Genomic DNA, 19,346 nt, shown 5'->3' with positions numbered 1-19,346 from the left:
TGTTAGGGAGCCCGTAACGCGGGTGTAGCTCAATGGTAGAGCAGCAGCCTTCCAAGCTGAATACGAGGGTTCGATTCCCTTCACCCGCTCCAACTCTTCTCTATTTCCCCCCTGCAGAATCAATTCGTTAGACGGTTCGCTGAATCACGCCAACAACCCAATTTCTGATTTGACGATTCTTAGGGCGCAAATTGGGCGCACATTTCTCCATGCTCTTGATGCACCGAGTATTTCAGACTCTGCGTGCTCTAGGCATCAGCCTGAAAAATCATCTGCACCGCGCTGAGTGTTCTTTCATTCGTCACGGCAGAACTTGCGCGTCACTTCGCCGAATTTTGCTGCCAATCCACGCCGCCAAAAGATCGAGTGCGTTAGAAACGCACCTGTTCAACTTGTGCGCGGTGTCCTGCGTCGTAAAGGGACGCGAAATTCAAGACTTCTTCGAGTGACTCGTTACGATGCGATGTCGTGGCGATGAACCGGCGCTCATCCGATCCATCTCCCACAACAATCTCATCGATAAGCTCTTCCACGTTTTCCGCGTCGTCGCCGACGACTGCAATCAAGCGGACTCCGTCAGCCAGGCATGCCTCAACGAAGGACTCCAGTTGGCCAGGATTTCCGAGTGGGGAGTGCAGGATGATCTTCGCGGCATAACGACCTCTTTCAACCCAATGCCGCGGATAGGGCTGCATGTCCCACGGATGCTCGGTGGTGTACGGTCCTTGCCTCAAGAACCGATAATAGATTGTCATTGCTTCGTAGTGGCTTCCAGCCTTGAACGTGTGGATTAGACGGGCGCCTGGTCCCAAGAGTTTACGAAAATCGTCCCCATGGGGGCCGGCAAGGCAACAGCTCGGCAACTGCTGGCCTGAGTCGTCGACCTGCACCCAAATCTCATGCGTCAGTTCGACCATACCTGCCTCAGTTGAAACGCGCCGTTCTTTGAGATTGCAGGAACCAGCATGCCACCTCAATCGTCAACCCGAGCTACGTGTAGGTTGACACTTCCCGAGAAATGATCCTGCAGATGCCGCCGGGGCCCATATTTTAGGGCGCAAATAGGGCGCAAAATTCCGATAACCGGGCTGTTTTTCTGTGAAGTGGGGTGAAATGGGTTTGTGATCTAACATGCTAAAATTGCTACATAAATTGCGTTTAGTGAAGTTTGCTGATGGTGCTGGGAGAAGTCTTCCAAGCTGAATACGAGGGTTCGATTCCCTTCACCCGCTCCAATCCTCAGTGCCGGCCGCGCCTGTGTCTTGCCCGGCTGAACGGCGGCGGACAGCTCGCTGCCCGTGAGCCGCTGTGCGTCACGCTGGCGTTGACGAAATCACCCACCGACAAGATCAAGTTCATTCGGTCTCCCGAACGCAATGCATCGAGCACGTTAACAGTGCCAGCAGGGACGGGCCCGGCCGCGCCGGGCCTGATCCAGGTCAATGTCCCGCGCGCCCGATCGTCTATCCATTGCTCGCAACTTCGGGAAGAGTACGACATGAGCGACAAGCCGATCGACTGGACGCCGGATCTCTCCTTGCCGACCTCCAAATCCACGGTCCAGCACTTCATCGCAAAGGCCGGCGGCGACCGCCTGGAGATCGAGACCATGCCTTGGGGCGAGGCCGATCTCATGGTCAACGGTCAGTCGATTGCGCACATCGAGACGGCATCGAGCGCCGGGGATGCGTTTCGGGCGCTCGAGACGATCGCGGAAGATTTCGAGGCCGGCAAGGATGCGCCCCTGGATCAAGCGATCGAGGATGACGAGGTTCGCGAAAGGCTGGGCTTGACGCGCCTCTTCGGCGGTCGCGGTCACCGAGACCGCTGAAGTCGCCGCTGTGATGAGTGCAATCTGCGCGTCAGAACGGGTAACGCGGAGCTTCTTGGAACCATCACACCGCGCACGAGTTGGCCGGTCGGGCTGGGCGAAAGTCACACGAGGCCAACCGTGCAACACGACGCACGCGTTCCTACCACCGCTGAGATCGCGGGTCATCCGATCCATCCGATGCTGGTGCCGATTCCGATCGCGTGCTTCGTCGGGGCGCTGCTGACCGATATCGCCTATATCGCCAGCGCCGAGATCATGTGGGCGGATTTTTCCGCCTGGCTTCTGCTCGTCGGCGTCGTCTTCGGCGTGCTGGCGGCGATCGCGGGCCTGATCGACTTCCTCGGCAATCGCCTGGTGCGGGCGCAAACGCCAGCCTGGCCGCATCTGGTCGGCAATGCCCTGGCGCTGATCCTCGCCATCGTCAACGCCTTGATCCACACCCGCGACGCCTGGACCTCGGTGTGGCCGACGGGGCTCGTTCTCTCCGTCATGACCGTACTGATCCTGCCCGTCACCGGCTGGCTCGGCTGGGCCATGGTCTATCGCCACGGCGTGGGAGTTGCGCGATGATGTCGAAGATTGCCCGCGCGTTGCTGTGCGCCTCGCTGCTGTCTCTTGCCGCTTGCGACGACGGCAGCGGCGATCCCAAGGCACAAATCGGCGCCAACCCCAAGCTCCCGGAAATCCAGCAATATCTGCTGCCGCCCGTGCACATCGCGCGCGTTGTCGGCTGGAAGAAGGACGAGACGCCGACGGTGGCTGATGGTTTGCAGGTCAAGGTCTTTGCGACCGGCCTGCAGCATCCGCGCTTCCTCTACGTGCTGCCCAACGGTGACGTGCTGGTGGTGGAATCCAAGGCGCCGAAGGGAGCCGCGATCAAGCGGCCCAAGGAGATCGTCATGGGATATATCGAGTCCTGGGCGACCTCAGGCGGCGACGACACCGGACCGGGTAACCGCATCACGCTGCTGCGCGATAGCAATGGCGACGGCGTGCCGGAGACGCAAAGCGTCTTCCTCGATCATCTCAACTCGCCGTTCGGCGTCGCGTTGGTCGGCAACGATCTCTATGTCGCCAACACTGACGCCATCGTCAGATATCCCTACACGGAAGGCGATACCAAGATCACTGCGCCGGGCACGGTGTTGACGCCGCTGCCGGGCGGGCCGATCAACCATCACTGGACCAAGAGCCTGGTCGCCAGCCCCGACGGCTCGAAGCTCTATGCCGGCGTCGGCTCCAACAGCAACATCACCGAGAACGGCCTGGAGGCCGAGCACAATCGCGCCGCCATCCTTGAGGTCGATCGCGCCAACGGCCGCTGGCGCGTGTTCGCAAGCGGCCTGCGCAATCCCAACGGGCTCAGCTTCGAGCCGCAGACCGGCGCGCTGTGGACGGTGGTGAACGAACGGGACGAGCTCGGTCCAGATCTCGTGCCCGATTACATGACATCGGTGAAGGACGGCGGCTTCTACGGCTGGCCCTACAGCTATTACGGCCAGCATGTCGATCCCCGCGTCAAGCCGCAGCGGCCGGATCTCGTCGCCAGGGCGATCGTGCCGGACTATGCGCTGAGCTCGCATGTCGCCCCGCTCGGACTGGCCTTCAACACCGGCTCCGGTCTGCCGGCCGCTTATCGCGGCGGCGCCTTCGTCGGCGAGCATGGCAGCTGGAACAGGCAGGGGCTGAACGGTTACAAGGTGGTGTTCGTGCCGTTCGCGGAGGGCAAGCCGAGCGGACCGGCCCAGGACGTCGTGACGGGCTTCCTCAACGGCGACAATCAGGCCCGCGGCCGCCCCGTCGGCGTCGCCATCGACAAATCAGGCGCGCTGCTGGTTGCAGACGACAGCGGCAACACGGTGTGGCGCGTCACCGCCGCGCATCCGCAACTGACGCAACGTTGAGCCCGCCGGCGCGTTATCTGGCAGACGGTTTCTGAAAGCCAAGATTCTGAAACTCAAAGCCAGGAGTTGGACCATGGGCCTTGCTCAATATGCCATCGTGCCGGTGCAGGACGAATGGGGCGTACTGCACGACGGCGACGTCAAGAACACCTATGCCACCAAGGAAGCTGCGTTCGAGTCCGCAGTCGCCGCGGCGTCCCTCGCGCTGCGTGAGGGACACGAAGTCCAGGTCAGCGTGCCCGGCCGCGAGACTGGGGGCAACGCGCTCGGCGTCCAAGACAACGCGTAAGACAACGCATGAGAAGGAAGCCGCGATGACCAAGCCCCGCGAGCCCAACGGTGTCGAGCCATCCCGCTCCGAAGACGACATCCAGCGCGAGCAGCTGGGTCCTCGCGGTGTGCCCGGTGCGCCTGATCCGGCCAAGATGACGCCGCAGCGCGACAAGAAGACCCCGAAGCACGTCGATCCCGGCCATACGGCGTGAATTGACTCGGCGCCATCCCGGCCGTGAGCCCGCGGATTTCGTGCGGCCGTTCAATCCGCCGGAAAGAGCCCTGATCGGACGCCGCTCTGCGGCTGGCGCTGCGGTGCCATTCGGAACCGACATGCCCGTAAACTGAGTCTCCAGCTAAGACTGGCCGCGTCGGCGCGATCTGCGCCCGGCAGGGCAGGCGAACGTCTGGAATGCGCTTCTTGAAATCTGACAGCAGGCTGATCGGCGTCCTGCTGGTGCTCGCCATCACGCAACTGGTCGGATGGGGCACGATCGGGCTTCCTGCCATCGTCGGGCGCGATCTCGCCGCCGATCTCGGCATGAGCCTGCCGGCGGTGTTCGCCGGGACATCCGTTCTCTATGTCGCGATGGGCCTGTGCGCGCCGTGGCTCGCCAAGTCGTTCGCGCGGCATGGCGCACGGACCGTCATGATGGTCGGCACGGTGGTTACCGCGCCGGGCTTCGTGCTGCTGTCTCTCGCGCGCGAGCCGATGCTCTATTTCGCCGCGTGGATCGTTCTCGGCATCGCCGGCAGCGCAACGCTCTCCACCGGCGCCTATATCATGCTGAACGAAATCGCCGGGCGGCAGGCCAAGAACGCCATCGGAGCCCTGATGCTGGTGACGGGCCTGTCCAGCAGCATCTTCTGGCCGACGACCTCGTTCCTGAGCGGCCACCTCGGCTGGCGCGGGACGTGCCTCGTCTATGCCGCGATGATGCTCCTCGTCAGCCTCCCGCTCTACGCGTTCCTCGCGCCGCGCCGCAAGATCGCGAGCGATGATGCCGGCGCGCCGGTCAAGTCGTCGCCGCCGCCTGCGATTCCAAGAAGCACATTCGGCCTCGTCGTCGCCGCGATCACGCTGAACGCCTTCGTCAATTTCGGCATCAGCGCCATTCTAATCGAGCTCTTGAGGGCGGAGGGGCTTGCGCCGGCGCAGGCACTGCTCTTCGGCTCGATGCTGGGCGTGATCCAGGTCAGCGCGCGCGGGCTGGATCTTCTCGGCGGCGGGCGCTGGGACGGGATCACGACCGGGCTCGTCGCGGGCACGGCGCTGCCCGTGGCGATGCTGCTGCTGATGATGAGCGAGGGCGCGACCTGGGCTGTCGCGGTCTTCATCCTGCTCTATGGCGCCGGCAGCGGCGCGATGGCGGTGGCGCGGGCCACCATCCCGCTGGTGTTCTACGACCAGGCCGAGTTCGCCAAGGCGATGTCGATGATCGCGCTGCCGCTCAACCTGGCCTCCGCGATCTCGCCGCCGCTCCTCGTCGGCCTGCTCACCGAATTCGGTAGCCGCGGTGCACTCGGCCTCACGCTGGTGTTCTCCTGCGCGACGGTGCTGATCCTGGTCCTGCTTGGCCGGCGGCGGCCGCGGGTGGCGGCGGCGGTGACCTGACCCGACGAGGCAATATATTCGCGGCGCGGAAAGTTGCTGATGGCAATGGCCTCCGTGCCCCGGCGGGAGATAGCCGTATGCCGCCAGTGCAGTGCTCCAGCGCGCCAAAATGGTGTATCGGCAAGGAGCGCGAGCCGCTTCGAGCGGCCAAGCCAAATCGGCGCCAAGATCAGTTCCCCGGAGGAAATCGACATGTCGGCCCTGCCGCTCTCAGGCATCAAGATCCTTGACCTCACCCGCGTGCTGGCCGGGCCCCTGTCGGCCCAGATGCTGGGCGATCTCGGCGCGGAGGTGATCAAGATCGAGCGGCCGGGCACCGGCGACGACGCGCGCGCGTTCGGACCGCCTTATTTGACCGACCCCGAAGGCAAGGCCAACAACAACAATTCGTTCTATCTCTGCGCCAACCGCAACAAGAAGTCGGTCACGGTGAACATCGCCAAGCCGGAAGGGCAGGCGATCATCCGCGAGCTCGCCAAGGACGCCGACGTCTTCATGGAGAACTACAAGGTCGGCGACCTCAAGCGCTACGGCCTCGATTATGAGACGATCAAGGCGATCAATCCCGGCATCATCTATTGCTCGGTGACCGGCTTCGGCCAGACCGGACCCTACGCGCCGCGCGCCGGCTATGACGCCATCCTGCAGGCGATGGGCGGCCTGATGAGCGTCACCGGCCATATGGACGGCGAGCCGGGCGAGGGCCCGATGAAGGTCGGCCCCTCCATCGTCGACTACATGACCGGCATGAACACCTCGATCGGCATCCTCTCGGCGCTCTATCATCGCGACGCCAATGACGGGCAGGGCCAGCACATCGACGTCTGCCTGTTCGACACCGTGATCGCGTCACTGTCGCACTGGCTGCAGATCTATCTCGTCAACGGCAAGACCCCGCCGCGGCGCGGCACCTGGGGCAATGGCGGCATGCCAGCCGGCGTGTTCCGCTGCACCGACGGCGAGCTGATGCTGGTGGTCGGCAATGACGGCCAGTTCCAGCGCACTTGCGCGGTGCTCGGTGAGCCGGAGCTGGCAAGCGATCCGCGCTTCCTTAGGAACAACGACCGCGTCGTGCACGGCAAGGAGATCATGGCGATCTTCGCCGGCCTGTTCCTGAAGAAGCCGGTGGCCTACTGGCTGGAAAAGCTGGAAGAGGCCGGCGTGCCCTCGGGCCCGATCAACAATTTCGAGCAGGGGTTCTCCGATCCGCACGTCCAGTCGCGCGGCATGCGGGTAAAGACGCAGCACAAGTTCGAGCCCGAGCTCTCCCTGATCCGCAACGCGCTGACCCTCTCGGGCACCCCCATCACCGAATATCGCGCCCCGCCGCTGCTCGGCGAGCACACTCAGGAGGTGCTTGGCGGCAAGCTCGGCTATGATGCGGCGAAAATCGAGGAGTTGAAGAAGCAGGGGATCGTCTAGCATTTTCTTCCTCCGCCTCGCCCCGGCAAGAGGGGCGAGGCGGCGCAGCTACTCTGCGGCGGCGGATTCATCTAACGTAAGCAAGCTTGCGATGTCGGAGTAGCCTCAATGACCACCAAAACCATCATCACCTGCGCCATCACGGGCAACCTGACCAAGCCCGAGCAGTCGCCGTATCTGCCCATCACGCCCGAGCAGATCGCAACCTCTGCGCTGGAAGCGGCCGAAGCCGGCGCGGCGATCGCCCACATCCATGTGCGCGATCCCAAGACCGGTCGTCCGTCCATGGAGATCGATCTCTACCGCGACGTGATGGAGCGCATCCGCGCCCGCAACAAGAGCCTCGTCATCAACCTCACGACCGGCCCCGGCGGGCGCTTCGTGCCCTCGATCGAGGATCCTCGCGTCGCCGGTCCCGGCACCACGCTGCTCCAGCCCGAGAAGCGCGTCGAGCATATCGAGCTGCTCAAGCCCGATATCTGCACTCTGGATCTCAACACCATGAATTCCGGCGGCGAGGTCGTGATCAACACGCCGCGCAACGTCCGCATCATGGCCGAGCGCATGAAGGCAGCCGGCGTGCTGCCGGAGATCGAGCTGTTCGATAGCGGCGACTGCCATCTGGCGCGCGACCTGTTCGCCGAGGGCACGCTGAAGGGGCCGGGCCTGTTCTCCCTCGTGCTCGGGGTGAAGTACGGCTTCTCGGCCACGCCCGAGACGATGTTCTACGCTCGCAGCTTGCTGCCATCAGGCGCGATCTGGTCCGGCTTCGGCATCGGCCGCGCCGAATTCCCGATGGTGGCGCAAGCCTATCTGCTCGGCGGCCACGTCCGCGTCGGCATGGAGGACAATCTCTATATGTCCAAGGGCGTGCTGGCGAAGACCAATGCCGAGCTGGTTGCGCACGCCGCCTCCATCCTGAAAAGCCTGGGCGCGAGCGTTGCGAGCGCGCAGGACGCCCGGGAACTGCTCGGGCTGGCGTAACGACTGCGCCGGATTGCCAAGCATAGATCGGTGACGACAACGTGGCGCTCGCGCGACCTTGCGTAGAGCTTGTGCGCAATCCCCAACTAAACCCGGTCCGTAGTCGCACAGGCTTCCCCTCTGCGCGCGACTCTGATTCGATCTCTCCACTTGAACGCGGGAGGGGAATGAATGTCCTACACGATCGGGTTCCAGACCAAGAACCAGAAGTCCATTCTGGCAACCGAGGCGGCGACCGCCAATCAGGCCGTCGCCATCATTGCCGCGCTGCGGCAAAGCTCCGACGAAATCAAGTTCATCCGCTCGCCGCAGGAAGGCGAGATGGGCATCGAGATGTTGCTGCTGCTCGCCAAGGAAGAGGCCGAGGAGATGCCGCAGCGGGTCTGACCCGCCGACCACACTTCGGTCAGAAGCGAAGCATGCCGGCTGCAAGATGGTGTAGTCAGGCGTCACTTTCGCTCGAACCGAAGGGTGGCCACATGAAACGCGAAGCGCTCCGCGTCGAACCGATCTCGACGTTCCTCGATCGCTGGAAGGCGCCGACCTCGCCGGTCACGCGCGCCGGCAACATGATCTTCGTCGCCGGTCTGCCGCCGTTCGATCCCGAGACGGGCGAGATCGCCTCCGCCCCGATCGAGCGGCAGAGCGAGCTCGTCATGGAGCAGATGAAGCTGTGCCTCGAGACGGCCGGCGCCTCCCTCGACAACGTCATGAAGTGCAACGTCTACTGCACCTCGACCAGGCACTTCGCTGCGTTCAACGCAATCTATGCGCGCTATTTCCCGGTCGATCCGCCGGCGCGGATCTTCGTCTGTACGCCGGAATGGTTCGGCCCCTTCGACGTCGAGATCGACTGTATCGCGATGATGTGAGGGGTGTCCCTTCGCCTCTCCCCGCAAGCGGGGCGAGGGAGCGGATCGTCGCTGTGGCTTTCGCAGTGTCTTACCGCGCCGCCACTTTCGACGGTGCCTTCGTCTCCGCCTTTCCGGCTGTCAGCGCCATCGTCGCCACGCTGACCACGCGCGCGACGACGTCCTCGACGTCGTCGAGATCGCATTTGCCTTCCGACAGCTTGGTCAGCCGCTCGCTCTCGCGGATGGTGTGGTGCGCCATCGCGAGCGCGAAATTGAGGCCCCAGTAGATATCGACCTCGCTGCGCTCTGGCAGGGCGCGGCGCATCGCACCGGCGAATTTGCGCAGATGGTCGATCTCGCGGTTCTTGATGCGCCGGATCGGCGGCACGGATTCGATCGAGGCGCGGATCATGAAGCGCGCCGCGGTCGAGCGCTGGTTCTCAGGGCCGAGGCACCCGCGCAGCGTCGGCCCGACCAGCGCGCGTAAGATCACCTCGATCGGCGCGCGGCCGCCGCCTTGCTCTTCCGCCGCCTTGAGCTCGCGCAGGCGCTCGCGGTTGGTCGCGATCGACCGGGTGACAAACAGTTCCGCGATCAGTTCGTCCTTCGAGCCGAAATGATAGTTCACTGCGGCGAGGTTGACGCCTGCCTCCGCGACGATGTCGCGCAGCGTCACGTCGCCGAAGCCGCGATCGGCATAGAGCCGTTCCGCGGCGGCAAGAATGGCAGACCTCGTATGATCGCTGGCCATGGCCTTCATCCCGTCATTCCGGGGCTCGCGAAGCGAGAACCCGGAATCTCGCGCCACATCTCGGGATTCCGGGTTCAGCCCTGTGGGCTGCCCCGGAATGACGTCGTGAGCGAGGGAGTTGCAATTCAAACACTTGTATGAAACTATCGTTTGAAGGCCGGAGAAAGTCAATCCGCAATCGAGACTCGTTCGCAACTCGCGAGCCGGCTCGGGCAGCCCCGCAAGACGCATATTCGCGCTTGCGGGCCGCGTCATGCGGGAGGACAGTCCGGCGCAAAACGACCAGCGAGAGAGAGACGAGGAGCGTCCCATGGATTTCGATCTGTCCCCCAAGCAGAAGGAATGGCTCGACCGCGTGCGGTCCTTCATGGCCAAGCACGTGCGCCCGGCGGTGCCGATCTACGACCAGCAGGATCACAGCGGCGAGCGCTGGAAGGTGATCCCGATCCTGGAGGACCTCAAGAAGAAGGCGAAGGCCGAAGGCCTCTGGAACATGTTCATGCCGCCGTCCGAGCATGAGGATGACGAATTCCATGGCGCGGGATTGACCAACCTCGAATACGCGCTGCTGTCGGAAGAGATGGGCCGCATCACCTGGGCCTCGGAAGTGTTCAACTGTTCCGCGCCCGACACCGGCAACATGGAAGTGTTCATCCGCTACGGCAGCAAGGAGCAGAAGCGCAAATGGCTGCGTCCGCTGATGGACGGCGAGATCCGCTCGGCCTTCTTGATGACGGAACCCGCAGTCGCCTCGTCGGACGCCACCAACATCGAGACCCGCATCGAGCGCGACGGCGATCACTACGTCATCAACGGCCGCAAATGGTGGTCGTCGGGCGTCGGCGATCCCCGCTGCAAGATCGCGATCCTGATGGGCAAGACCGATTTCAAGGCGGCCAAGCACCAGCAGCAGTCGCAGATCCTGGTTCCGCTCGACACGCCCGGCATCAAGGTCGAGAAGATGCTTCCGGTGTTCGGTTTCGACGACGCGCCGCACGGCCACGCGCAGGTTCTGCTCGAGAACGTCCGCGTGCCCAAGGAGAACATCCTGCTCGGCGAGGGCCGCGGCTTCGAGATCGCGCAGGGCCGTCTCGGCCCTGGTCGTATCCATCACTGCATGCGTACCATCGGCAAGGCCGAGGAGGCGCTGGAGAAGATGGTGAAGCGGCTGTCCTCGCGCACCGCCTTCGGCAAGAAGATCGTCGAGCATTCGGTGTGGGAGCAGCGCATCGGCGAGGCCCGCACCAACATCGACATGACGCGCCTGCTGTGCCTCAAGGCCGCCGATATGATGGACAAGGTCGGAAACAAGACGGCGCAGGCCGAGATCGCCATGATCAAGGTCGCCGCGCCCAACATGGCGCTGAAGATCATCGATGAGGCGATCCAGGCTTTCGGCGGTGCCGGCGTCTCTGACGAGGCGGGCCTTGCCAAGGACTACGCCCACATCCGCACGCTCCGTCTCGCCGACGGTCCGGACGAGGTGCACAACCGCGCCATTGCCAGACTTGAGGTTCGGAAGTATGCAAACTCTCCCAGTCATTAACAGGGAGAGCCGGGAGGCGCTCCCGATCTGAAGAAACGACAGGGCATGATGCGGTGACCGCTTGACGCAAGTGCGTCAGCGGTTACCGATTAGGATCATGCTCGACCTGAAAAGGTCAGGACTGAAGAGGGAGCGTCATCGTGGCTGACGGCGTCAGGAAAGACGAAGAGTTCTCGGGCACCAAGCCGGTCGAGGAGCGGCATCGTTTCGACGAGCTGCGCCTGGAAGCCTGGATGCGCGAGAACGTCGAAGGTTTCGAGGGGCCACTGGTCGTGCTCCAGTTCAAGGGTGGCCAGTCCAATCCGACCTATCGCCTGAATACGCCGAACCGTTCCTACGTGATGCGGCGCAAGCCGTTCGGCAAATTGCTGCCGTCGGCCCACGCCGTCGATCGCGAATACCGGGTGATCGCAGCGCTCGGCAAGCAGGGTTTTCCCGTCGCGCGCGCCTACGCGCTGTGCCAGGACGACAGCGTGATCGGCGCGGCCTTCTACATCATGTCGATGGAGGAGGGCCGGGTGTTCTGGGATCCGACGCTGCCGAGCCAGGACAACGATGCGCGGCGCAAGATCTTCACCAGCAAGATCGAGACGCTGGCGAAGCTGCACATGTACGATCCCACCGCGATCGGCCTCGGCGACTTCGGCAAGCCCGGCAATTATTTCGCGCGCCAGATCGACCGCTGGACCAAGCAGTATCGGGCGTCCGAGACGCAGCACATCCCTGAGTTCGAGAAGGTCGCCGAATGGCTGCCCAAGACCGTGCCGGAGCAGGCGCGCGTCTCGATCGTCCATGGCGACTATCGCCTCGACAACATGATTTTCCACGCGACGGAACCGCGCGTGCAGGCCGTGCTGGATTGGGAGCTGTCGACGCTCGGCGATCCCATGGCCGACTTCACCTACCTATTGATGCAGTGGATCATGCCGGGCCTGCAGGGCGTCGACCTCAAGGCGCTCAACATCCCGAGCCTGGAAGAGGCCGCGCAGATCTACTGCAACGTCACCAGGATGAGCGTGCCAGACCTCAACTGGTACTTCTCCTACAATCTGTTCCGCCTCGCGGGCATCACCCAAGGCATCGCCGGCCGCATCCGCGATGGCACCGCCGCTAATGCCAAGGCGCTCGAATCCGCCAAGCGCACCGTGCCGCTGTCGCAGGCCTCATGGGAATACGCGCAGAAGGCGGGAGCGGTGTAGTGACAACGAAGGCGCGGTCGATGGCCGCGCCTTTTTTGTTTTGGTGTGACGTCGTGTCTTTACCCTCGGAAGTCATTGCCCGCGAAGGCGGGCAATCCAGTATTCCAGAGACGCTAGTATTTGAACTGAGAGGCCGCGGCGTACTGGATGCCCCGGTCAAGCCGGGGCATGACAGCCGTGGTGAGGCGAGTTCATTCTGTCGCCTCTTCTTCGAGCCTCTTCGGATGCTCACACTCTACCACGCTGCTGGGGGCGGCTTGTATTCCGCGTAGTCCTCAAACTCCCATTTCCCGAGCCGAGCCAGCTTCTGGGCCACCTCAGGCCATGTGTTTGCAGAACATTTGACGCAATAGTTTTCGACAAACCTTTTTAGTTGCGCGTAGTTGAAATCCTTGACGAAAAGGTAGTGCCTCCCTTCGACGATGTCGCTCTTCATATGCGAAGCGAACCAGTCGGGAGTGCAGAGCATGAAGTCGAACGACTCTTCACCCAAGCTGTCCGCAGGTCCAATCATCGCCATGATCAAAATGCCGAACGGTCCGTCCGGCATAAATTGATCAATCGGATCGGCGTCCGGACTGAAGAGCGACTTCAGTTGTGGTCGAACTTTCCCTTCCATGGGCTTGCCCGTTCCCGCCTACCCCTTCGCACAATGCGCGATCAGCCTCTCCACGAAGCCCGCGCATTTCTCCAACTCGGCCATCTCCACGAACTCATCCGGCGTATGCGCCTGCGCGATCGCGCCCGGGCCGATCACCACTGATGGAATATCGGCCATGCTGGCGAACAAGCTGGCTTCGGTGCCGAACGCGACCTTGGCGTGGTCGTTGCGGCCGGCAAGGCTCTTGGCGAGCGTGACAATTGCGGCGTCGGCGGCGGTGTCGAGTGCGGGGTAGTCGAGGATCTCCTCGAAATCGATGCCGCAATCCGGATGCCGCGCCTTCATCGCCGGCTCGATCTCGGCTTTGGCCCAGGCGACGATCGCGTCCGTCACCTCGCGCGACTCGGTGATGCCGATGCCGCGGCATTCGAACTCGACCGTGCAGGTGTCGGGCACGATGTTCAGCGCCGCGCCGCCATGCACGATACTGGTGAGCAGCGTCGAGTGCGGAACGTCGTAGAGGCTGTCCGTCGCCCGCGCGGCCGCGAGTGCCACGGCACGGCGGCGGATCTCGGTGATCAGATCGGCCGCATATTCGATCGCGTTGACGCCGTCGGGCGCGATCGAGGAATGGCGGGCGAGCCCGTGAAAGGTCGCGCGCACGCCGTGCTTGCCCTTGTGGCCGATGATCACCTTCATCTCGGTCGGCTCGCCGATGAAGGCGCCGAGCGGCCGGACCGTCTTCTTCGCGATCTCGCCGAGCATCGGCCGTACCCCGACGCAGCCGATCTCCTCGTCATAGGAGATCGCTAGATGAATCGGTGTTGCGAGCTTGGCCTCCACCATCTCCGGGACCATGGCGAGGCATACCGCGACGAAGCCCTTCATGTCGGTGGTGCCGCGGCCATAGAGCCTACCGTCGCGCTCGACCAGCTTGAACGGATCGTGACTCCAGTCCTGGCCCGCGACAGGCACGACGTCGGTGTGGCCCGACAGCACGAAGCCCGGCCGGTCCTCCGGTCCGATCGTGACCCATAGCGAGGCCTTTTGCCCGGTGGCATCGACGATGCGCTCGCCCTTGATGCCGAACGTGGCGAGGTAGCTCTCGATATGAGCGATCAGGGGCAGGTTGGTGCGGTCACTGACGGTGTCGAAACCGACGAGGTCGGCGAGGAGCTTGCGAATACGGTTGGATCTTGAGCTTGGCATTGTCTCGTTCTGTCAGGGGGAGTGAAGCTGAGGTGCTTGCAGGAACCATACCAACGCGGTGGGCTGATGAGCAAATCACCAGGCACCCGTAGCCCGGGTGAGCGAAGCGATACCAGGGGCCGCTGGCGCGGTGAATCCGGATATCGCTTCGCTCATTCGGCCTAGCACACCTTGCGTTGCCCGACGGGCAAAACATACAAGCCATCGGTCAACGTGCGCCGCCGAAAATATTTGTCTTTACCGAAATTCTGAAATTACGTATGTATCGCGCAACCCGGCCCAAGGAAGAGGGGCGTATCGCGATCGTCACGAACGCGGGCGGGGCGGCGGTGGACGCTGATTGCATCGGCGCGACTGATTTTCGCAGGGCGGGCAACCGTGAGCGAAGGCATCGCGCGCACGACCGGTGTGATCGGCGTACGGCAAAATCGTGTGGTCCTGACGCCCGGGGTCTGTGCGTCAAGTGTTGCGGTGATGTAGGCAGCCCAACCGGGCGCACGCATCAGTCATCCGCAAGGCGACGGGGGCAATAGTGCATCGCTCCCCGGGGAGAGCACGACATAAGCCGTAAAACCACTGCGCAGGGAAGGCCGGGATGTCCTGGCTACACCTGTATGCCGCTGTGCACAGTCCTTATTGCACCATCGCACAGTGGACCTCGGGTGCCAGCGGGCTCCCGGTCTTCCCTGCGCCCTCTTTCAATTGAGGGTGAAGAGATGAAGCAAAGCTCGGGCGAAATGCGCCGCGAGGATGCGAAGGTGCGTCTGCCATGACGCGAAAATTGAAAGCGCGAGGCGCCCACCACCTACTCCGTCATTGCGAGCGCAGCGAAGCAATCCAGAACCTTTCCGCGATGGCAGTCTGGATTTACTTCGCTCCGCTCGCAATGACGATGCGGAAAGCAGTATCGCGCCGAGCACGCGGCCCGCTAGGTCCCGGCTCTGCGCCGCAACGCTTGCGCGCTGCGTCGCGTCCGGGACCCGAGACCATTGTTAGACCGGCTTGCCCGTGTACGGCATCGACGCGGTCAGGCCGCCGTCGACCGGGAAGGCTTGACCGTTCACATACGACGCCTCGTCGCTAGCCAGGAACAGGCCCATCGCCGCGAGCTCGTGCGGTTGGCCGGGGCGCTTGAGCGGGTTGAGCTGGCCGATCTTGTCCTGGGTACCGCGCTCCTTGGCGCGGTCGAAGATCGGCTTTGTCATGCCGGTCTCGATCAGGCCCGGGCACACCGCGTTGATGCGCACGCCGGTGCCGGTGAGCGAATAGGCGGTGGTCTGCACCAGGCTGATCACGCCGGCCTTGCTCGCGGCATAAGGATGTCCGCTGGCGCCGGCCTTGAGGCCCGCGACGGACGCTGTCAGCACGATCGCGCCGGACTGCTGCTTCACCATGTGCGGCATCGCATGCTTCACCGCGAGGAACGGTCCGATCAGATTGATGCGAAGGATCTCCTGCCAATGCTCCACCGTCTGCTCGGGAATCGGGACGAGCCCACCGGAGATGCCGGCATTGGCCCAGATCACGTCGAGCCGGCCGTGCGTCGTCACCGCCTTGTCGATGACGGCGATGACGTCCTTTTCGGAGCCCGCATCCGCCACCATGGCCTCCGCAATGCCACCGGCTTTCTTGATCTCCTCGACCGTCTCCTTCACCGCCTCGGTGCGATCGACCGCGATCAGCTTGGCGCCTTCCCTGGTGAAGAGGTGTGCTGCCGCACGGCCGATACCGCTGCCGGCGCCGGTGATGATGACGGATTTGCCTTGCAGGCGGCCCATGCGTTTCTCCCTTGGGTGCTCGCGCGACGCTTGCCGCGCGACGGAATTTCAAACAAGATTTCAAACGGTAAAGTGTCTTGAGACACGTTGCCTACTGACGTACAGCGACATCAGACGGGATGGAAGGGTTTCGATGGCAGGTGTAGACAGGCCCAATGTGGTGGTCACGCGGTGGTGGTGGGTCCGCCACGCGCCGGTGCGCAACGATGGCGGCAACATCTACGGTCAGAGCGATATCGCCTGCGACACCAGCGATACCTATGTGTTCAACGCCGTTGCCAAGGTGCTGCCACGCACTGCCATCTGGTATGCGAGCAATCTGATGCGCACGCATCAGACCGCGGAAGCGATCTGGGAAGCCGGCTTTCCGCGGCCTGCGTCGATGAAGTGGGAGGCGGACCTCGCCGAGCAGAATCTCGGCCGCTGGCAGGGCATGAACCGCGCCCAGTTCATCGCCAGCCGCCCCGTCGGCGCGAGCTGGTTCGCGGACATCAACGAGCCTGCGCCCGGCGGCGAGAGTTTCATGGATCTCTACAACCGCACCCGCCGCACCATCGAGCGCATCAACGTTGAGGCGGCCGGGCAAGACATCATCGCGGTCGCACATGGCGGCACGATCAAGGCGGCGTTGGGACTTGCGCTCGACAGCCAGCCGGAGCGCGGGTTGTCGTTCGACATCGACAATTGCTCGGTGACGCGGCTCGATTATTTCGCAAGTCCCGAGCGTACGGTCTGGCGGTTGCCGATGGTGAACCAGCAGCCCTGGATCGCGGATCCAGCGCACGCGGCGATGCACCAGCTGGCGGGGCCGGAAGTCAAGAAGCTCGCGTGATCTAAATTGTCATTCCGGGGCGATGCAAAGCATCGAACCCGGAATCTCGATATTCCGGGTCCGGTCCTAACGGACCGTCCCGGAATGACATCGCCTTCGAAAATCAAAATCTGGGAGAGACACATGACCTTGTTCGACATGAAGGGAAAAGTCGCCGTCATCACCGGTTCGACGCGCGGCATCGGGCTTGCGATCGCCGAGCGCATGGCCGAGCACGGCGCCAAGGTGGTGATCTCCTCGCGCAAGGCCGACGTCTGCGAGCAGGTGGCGAAAGGCATCAACGACAAGTTCGGCAAGGGCAGCGCGGTCGCGGTCGCCGCCAACATCTCGTCAAAAGAGAACCTGCAAAACCTCGTCGACGAGAGCAACCGCGCCTTCGGCAAGATCGACGTGCTGGTCTGCAACGCCGCCTCGAATCCGTATTACGGTCCGCTCGCCGGCATCTCCGACGATCAGTTCAGGAAGATTCTGGATAACAACATCGTCGCCAACAATTGGCTGATCTCGATGGTGGTGCCGCAGATGATCGAGCGCAAGGACGGCTCGATCATCATCGTGTCCTCGATCGGCGGCCTCAAGGGATCGACCATCCTCGGCGCCTACGCGATCTCGAAGGCCGCCGACATGCAGCTCGCGCGCAACCTCGCCTGCGAATACGGCAAGCACAACATCCGCGTGAACTGTATCGCGCCGGGCCTGATCAAGACCGATTTCGCCAAGGCGCTGTGGGACAATCCGGAGAACCTGAAGGCCTCGACCTCGCGCTCGCCGCTCTTGCGCATCGGCATTCCCGACGAGATCGCAGGCGCTGCCGTGTTCCTGGGCTCGAAAGCTGGCGACTTCATGACCGGCCAGACCATGGTGATCGACGGCGGCGCGACGATCAGTTGAGATAACAACAGCCGTCATCGCCCGCGAAGGCGGGCGACCCAGTACGCCGCGGCGGAAGTTGCGTGAGAACTGCCGCCGCGGGGGACTGGATGCCCGGGCAAGCCGGGCATGACAATGAGCGGGGAGATGCGGCGTCGCGCGTTAGCGCAGAGTCACTCCACCGCCGCGTAAACCAGATCCCGCACCAAGGTCCGGGTGTAGTCGCGTTGTCCCGGTCCCTGCGTCATGAATACCGTGAACAGATCCTCCTTCGGGTCGATCCAGAAGAACGTGCCCGCAATGCCGCTCCAGAAATACTGGCCGACGCTGCCGGGGAAGGGCGCGATGCCGGCCTCGCGGCGCACGGCGAAGCCGAGACCGAAGCCGTGGCCGGGAGAGAGCAGGGTGCCGTTGGTCTGCACGTGCGGTCCGAGGTGATCGGACGCCATCAGCTCAAGCGTCTTGCGGCCGATGATCCTGTTGCCGTCGAGCGTGCCGCCATTGCGCAGCATCAGGCAGAAGCGGGCATAGTCCATCGTGGTCGAGACCAGGCCGCCGCCGCCGGACTCCATGACCGGCTGCTCGAGCATGTTGAACAGCGCGACCTTGTCGCCGGTCCAGGGATCGGCCGCGAACGGCTCGGCGAGCCGGTCGGCATTGGCCTCGGACGTCGAGAACCCGGTCTCGGCCATCTGGAGCGGGCCGAGCACGCGCTCGGTCAGGAATGTGCCGAGCGATTTGCCGCTGACGACCTCGATGATGCGACCGAGGATGTCGGTGGAGCGGCTGTAGTTGAACTCCGCACCGGGCTGGCAGACCAGCGGAAAGCTCGCCACCAGTGCGGCGTGCTCGGCGTTGCTGATTTTACGGCTGCGGACGCGGGACTCCTGGTAGAGCTTGTGCACGGGGCCATCGCCCTGGTGCTCGTAGGTAAGGCCCGAAGTGTGGCGAAGCAGGTCCTGCACGGTCATCGGCCGCGCCGGCGGCACCAGTTCCAGCTTGCCGTCCTTGACGATGCCGACCTGCTGGCTCGCAAATTCCGGGATGAACTTGGCGACGGGGTCGCTGAGCAGGAGGCGGCCGTCCTCGACCAGCGCCATGACGGCGACCGAGACGATCGGCTTGGTCATCGAGAAGATCCGGAAGATCGAATCGCGCGCCATCGGCGCGGCGGCCATCGGGCTCTGCTGTCCGAGCGTCTCGAACCAGCCGATCTGGCCACGTCGCGCCACCAGCACGGTGACTCCGGGAACGGTTCCCTTGTCGATCTCCCGCCTGAAAGCGTCCGACATCGCCTGGAGGCGGGGGCGCGACAGCCCGAGCGTCTCCGGGCGGGCCTCCGGCAAGGGCGGGGTGTACGGCGCGATCGTGGTCTGTGTGCCGGCTGTAGCAGTCGCTGTGGCGGTCATGGGTGCTCCCAATTGTTCTTCATTGTCAGGCGACGACTGTGGCCCAGAAACCTCGCTACAAACAAGCGAACACGGCGCGGTTCACCCTTGCAATCCGGCCGCTCTCTGTGCTTGAAAGCGCCCCTGATCCTAAGGCGACGCAGGGTCTGTAGGAGTGTAGCTCAATTGGTAGAGCACCGGTCTCCAAAACCGGGGGTCGCAGGTTCGAGCCCTGCCACTCCTGCCAGCAAAATCAAGCGCTTAGATCAAGTTCTGGCAGGGTAGG

The 19,346-nt window shown here is 63.5% G+C and carries 20 protein-coding genes and 2 tRNA genes; 16 read left to right on the top strand and 6 right to left on the bottom strand.

Annotated features, from left to right (window positions below; all coding sequences use genetic code 11):
* Positions 1-18 precede the first annotated feature (18 nt).
* Positions 19-92, top strand: a tRNA-Gly gene (locus X268_RS19290).
* 279 nt (positions 93-371) lie between these two features.
* Here the strand turns inward: X268_RS19290 and X268_RS40045 are convergent.
* Positions 372-917, bottom strand: a complete 546-nt coding sequence (locus X268_RS40045) for a DUF7684 family protein (RefSeq protein WP_245477553.1) — start codon at positions 915-917, stop codon at positions 372-374.
* 251 nt (positions 918-1,168) lie between these two features.
* Between X268_RS40045 and X268_RS19275 the strand changes: the two genes are divergently transcribed.
* The 10 genes from X268_RS19275 to X268_RS19235 all read left to right on the top strand — a co-directional run bounded on the left by X268_RS19275 (position 1,169) and on the right by X268_RS19235 (position 8,904).
* A complete protein-coding gene (locus tag X268_RS19275) occupies positions 1,169-1,831 on the top strand; it encodes a hypothetical protein (RefSeq protein WP_128926386.1) in 663 nt (220 codons plus the stop codon).
* Between the two features lie 120 nt (positions 1,832-1,951).
* The gene (locus X268_RS19270; protein ID WP_128926385.1) at positions 1,952-2,404 is read left to right on the top strand and encodes a DUF2231 domain-containing protein; all 453 of its coding nucleotides are present in this window, start codon (positions 1,952-1,954) and stop codon (positions 2,402-2,404) included.
* Entirely contained in the window at positions 2,401-3,738 is a 1,338-nt protein-coding gene (locus X268_RS19265) for a PQQ-dependent sugar dehydrogenase (RefSeq protein WP_128926384.1), read from the top strand. Before X268_RS19270 ends, X268_RS19265 begins: the two co-directional genes overlap by 4 nt.
* Before the next feature lie 73 nt (positions 3,739-3,811).
* Entirely contained in the window at positions 3,812-4,027 is a 216-nt protein-coding gene (locus X268_RS19260; protein ID WP_128926383.1) for a hypothetical protein, read from the top strand.
* A 25-nt stretch (positions 4,028-4,052) separates the two neighbouring features.
* Positions 4,053-4,223, top strand: a complete 171-nt coding sequence (locus X268_RS39525) for a hypothetical protein (protein WP_018322208.1) — start codon at positions 4,053-4,055, stop codon at positions 4,221-4,223.
* Between the two features lie 200 nt (positions 4,224-4,423).
* The gene (locus X268_RS19255) at positions 4,424-5,626 is read left to right on the top strand and encodes an MFS transporter (RefSeq protein ID WP_128926382.1); all 1,203 of its coding nucleotides are present in this window, start codon (positions 4,424-4,426) and stop codon (positions 5,624-5,626) included.
* Between the two features lie 192 nt (positions 5,627-5,818).
* Positions 5,819-7,048, top strand: a complete 1,230-nt coding sequence (locus tag X268_RS19250; RefSeq protein WP_128926381.1) for a CaiB/BaiF CoA transferase family protein — start codon at positions 5,819-5,821, stop codon at positions 7,046-7,048.
* A gap of 108 nt (positions 7,049-7,156) precedes the next feature.
* Positions 7,157-8,032 (top strand): beta-keto acid cleavage family enzyme, encoded by an 876-nt coding sequence (locus X268_RS19245; RefSeq protein WP_128926380.1) that lies wholly within the window; start codon positions 7,157-7,159, stop codon positions 8,030-8,032.
* Positions 8,033-8,203: 171 nt separating this feature from the next.
* Complete coding sequence (locus X268_RS19240) at positions 8,204-8,419, top strand: hypothetical protein (RefSeq protein ID WP_128926379.1); 216 nt, start codon at positions 8,204-8,206, stop codon at positions 8,417-8,419.
* 92 nt (positions 8,420-8,511) lie between these two features.
* On the top strand, positions 8,512-8,904 hold the full coding sequence (locus X268_RS19235; protein ID WP_128926378.1) for a RidA family protein: 393 nt from the start codon (positions 8,512-8,514) through the stop codon (positions 8,902-8,904).
* A gap of 70 nt (positions 8,905-8,974) precedes the next feature.
* Here the strand turns inward: X268_RS19235 and X268_RS19230 are convergent, their stop codons facing one another.
* The gene (locus tag X268_RS19230) at positions 8,975-9,637 is read right to left on the bottom strand and encodes a TetR/AcrR family transcriptional regulator (RefSeq protein WP_128926377.1); all 663 of its coding nucleotides are present in this window, start codon (positions 9,635-9,637) and stop codon (positions 8,975-8,977) included.
* Positions 9,638-9,947: 310 nt separating this feature from the next.
* Between X268_RS19230 and X268_RS19225 the strand changes: the two genes are divergently transcribed.
* A complete protein-coding gene (locus tag X268_RS19225) occupies positions 9,948-11,183 on the top strand; it encodes an acyl-CoA dehydrogenase family protein (protein ID WP_128926376.1) in 1,236 nt (411 codons plus the stop codon).
* A gap of 140 nt (positions 11,184-11,323) precedes the next feature.
* On the top strand, positions 11,324-12,382 hold the full coding sequence (locus X268_RS19220) for a phosphotransferase family protein (protein ID WP_128926375.1): 1,059 nt from the start codon (positions 11,324-11,326) through the stop codon (positions 12,380-12,382).
* Positions 12,383-12,617: 235 nt separating this feature from the next.
* Here X268_RS19220 and X268_RS19215 read toward each other — a convergent pair whose 3' ends face one another.
* The 3 genes from X268_RS19215 to X268_RS19200 all read right to left on the bottom strand — a co-directional run bounded on the left by X268_RS19215 (position 12,618) and on the right by X268_RS19200 (position 15,970).
* On the bottom strand, positions 12,618-13,001 hold the full coding sequence (locus tag X268_RS19215; protein ID WP_128926374.1) for an immunity 8 family protein: 384 nt from the start codon (positions 12,999-13,001) through the stop codon (positions 12,618-12,620).
* 18 nt (positions 13,002-13,019) lie between these two features.
* A complete protein-coding gene (gene argE, locus X268_RS19210) occupies positions 13,020-14,192 on the bottom strand; it encodes an acetylornithine deacetylase (protein WP_128926373.1) in 1,173 nt (390 codons plus the stop codon).
* 992 nt (positions 14,193-15,184) lie between these two features.
* On the bottom strand, positions 15,185-15,970 hold the full coding sequence (locus X268_RS19200) for an SDR family NAD(P)-dependent oxidoreductase (RefSeq protein WP_128926372.1): 786 nt from the start codon (positions 15,968-15,970) through the stop codon (positions 15,185-15,187).
* A 133-nt stretch (positions 15,971-16,103) separates the two neighbouring features.
* On the opposite strand from X268_RS19200, the gene X268_RS19195 reads away from it, so the two are divergent.
* Together X268_RS19195 and X268_RS19190 are read left to right on the top strand one after the other, a co-directional pair.
* Positions 16,104-16,802: a histidine phosphatase family protein gene (locus X268_RS19195; RefSeq protein WP_164937811.1), complete on the top strand. Its 699-nt coding sequence runs from the start codon at positions 16,104-16,106 to the stop codon at positions 16,800-16,802.
* A gap of 123 nt (positions 16,803-16,925) precedes the next feature.
* On the top strand, positions 16,926-17,693 hold the full coding sequence (locus tag X268_RS19190) for an SDR family NAD(P)-dependent oxidoreductase (RefSeq protein WP_128926371.1): 768 nt from the start codon (positions 16,926-16,928) through the stop codon (positions 17,691-17,693).
* Positions 17,694-17,845: 152 nt separating this feature from the next.
* On the opposite strand, the gene X268_RS19185 is transcribed toward X268_RS19190, so the two are convergent.
* Entirely contained in the window at positions 17,846-19,081 is a 1,236-nt protein-coding gene (locus X268_RS19185) for a serine hydrolase domain-containing protein (RefSeq protein WP_128926370.1), read from the bottom strand.
* 150 nt (positions 19,082-19,231) lie between these two features.
* Between X268_RS19185 and X268_RS19180 the strand changes: the two genes are divergently transcribed.
* Positions 19,232-19,307, top strand: a tRNA-Trp gene (locus tag X268_RS19180).
* Positions 19,308-19,346 lie beyond the last annotated feature (39 nt).

Source organism: Bradyrhizobium guangxiense (assembly GCF_004114915.1).
In the GTDB taxonomy this organism is placed as follows: Bacteria; Pseudomonadota; Alphaproteobacteria; order Rhizobiales; family Xanthobacteraceae; genus Bradyrhizobium; species Bradyrhizobium guangxiense.
The sequence above is the reverse complement of the archived record's forward strand: the minus strand, read 5'-3'. Positions and strand labels throughout refer to the sequence as shown.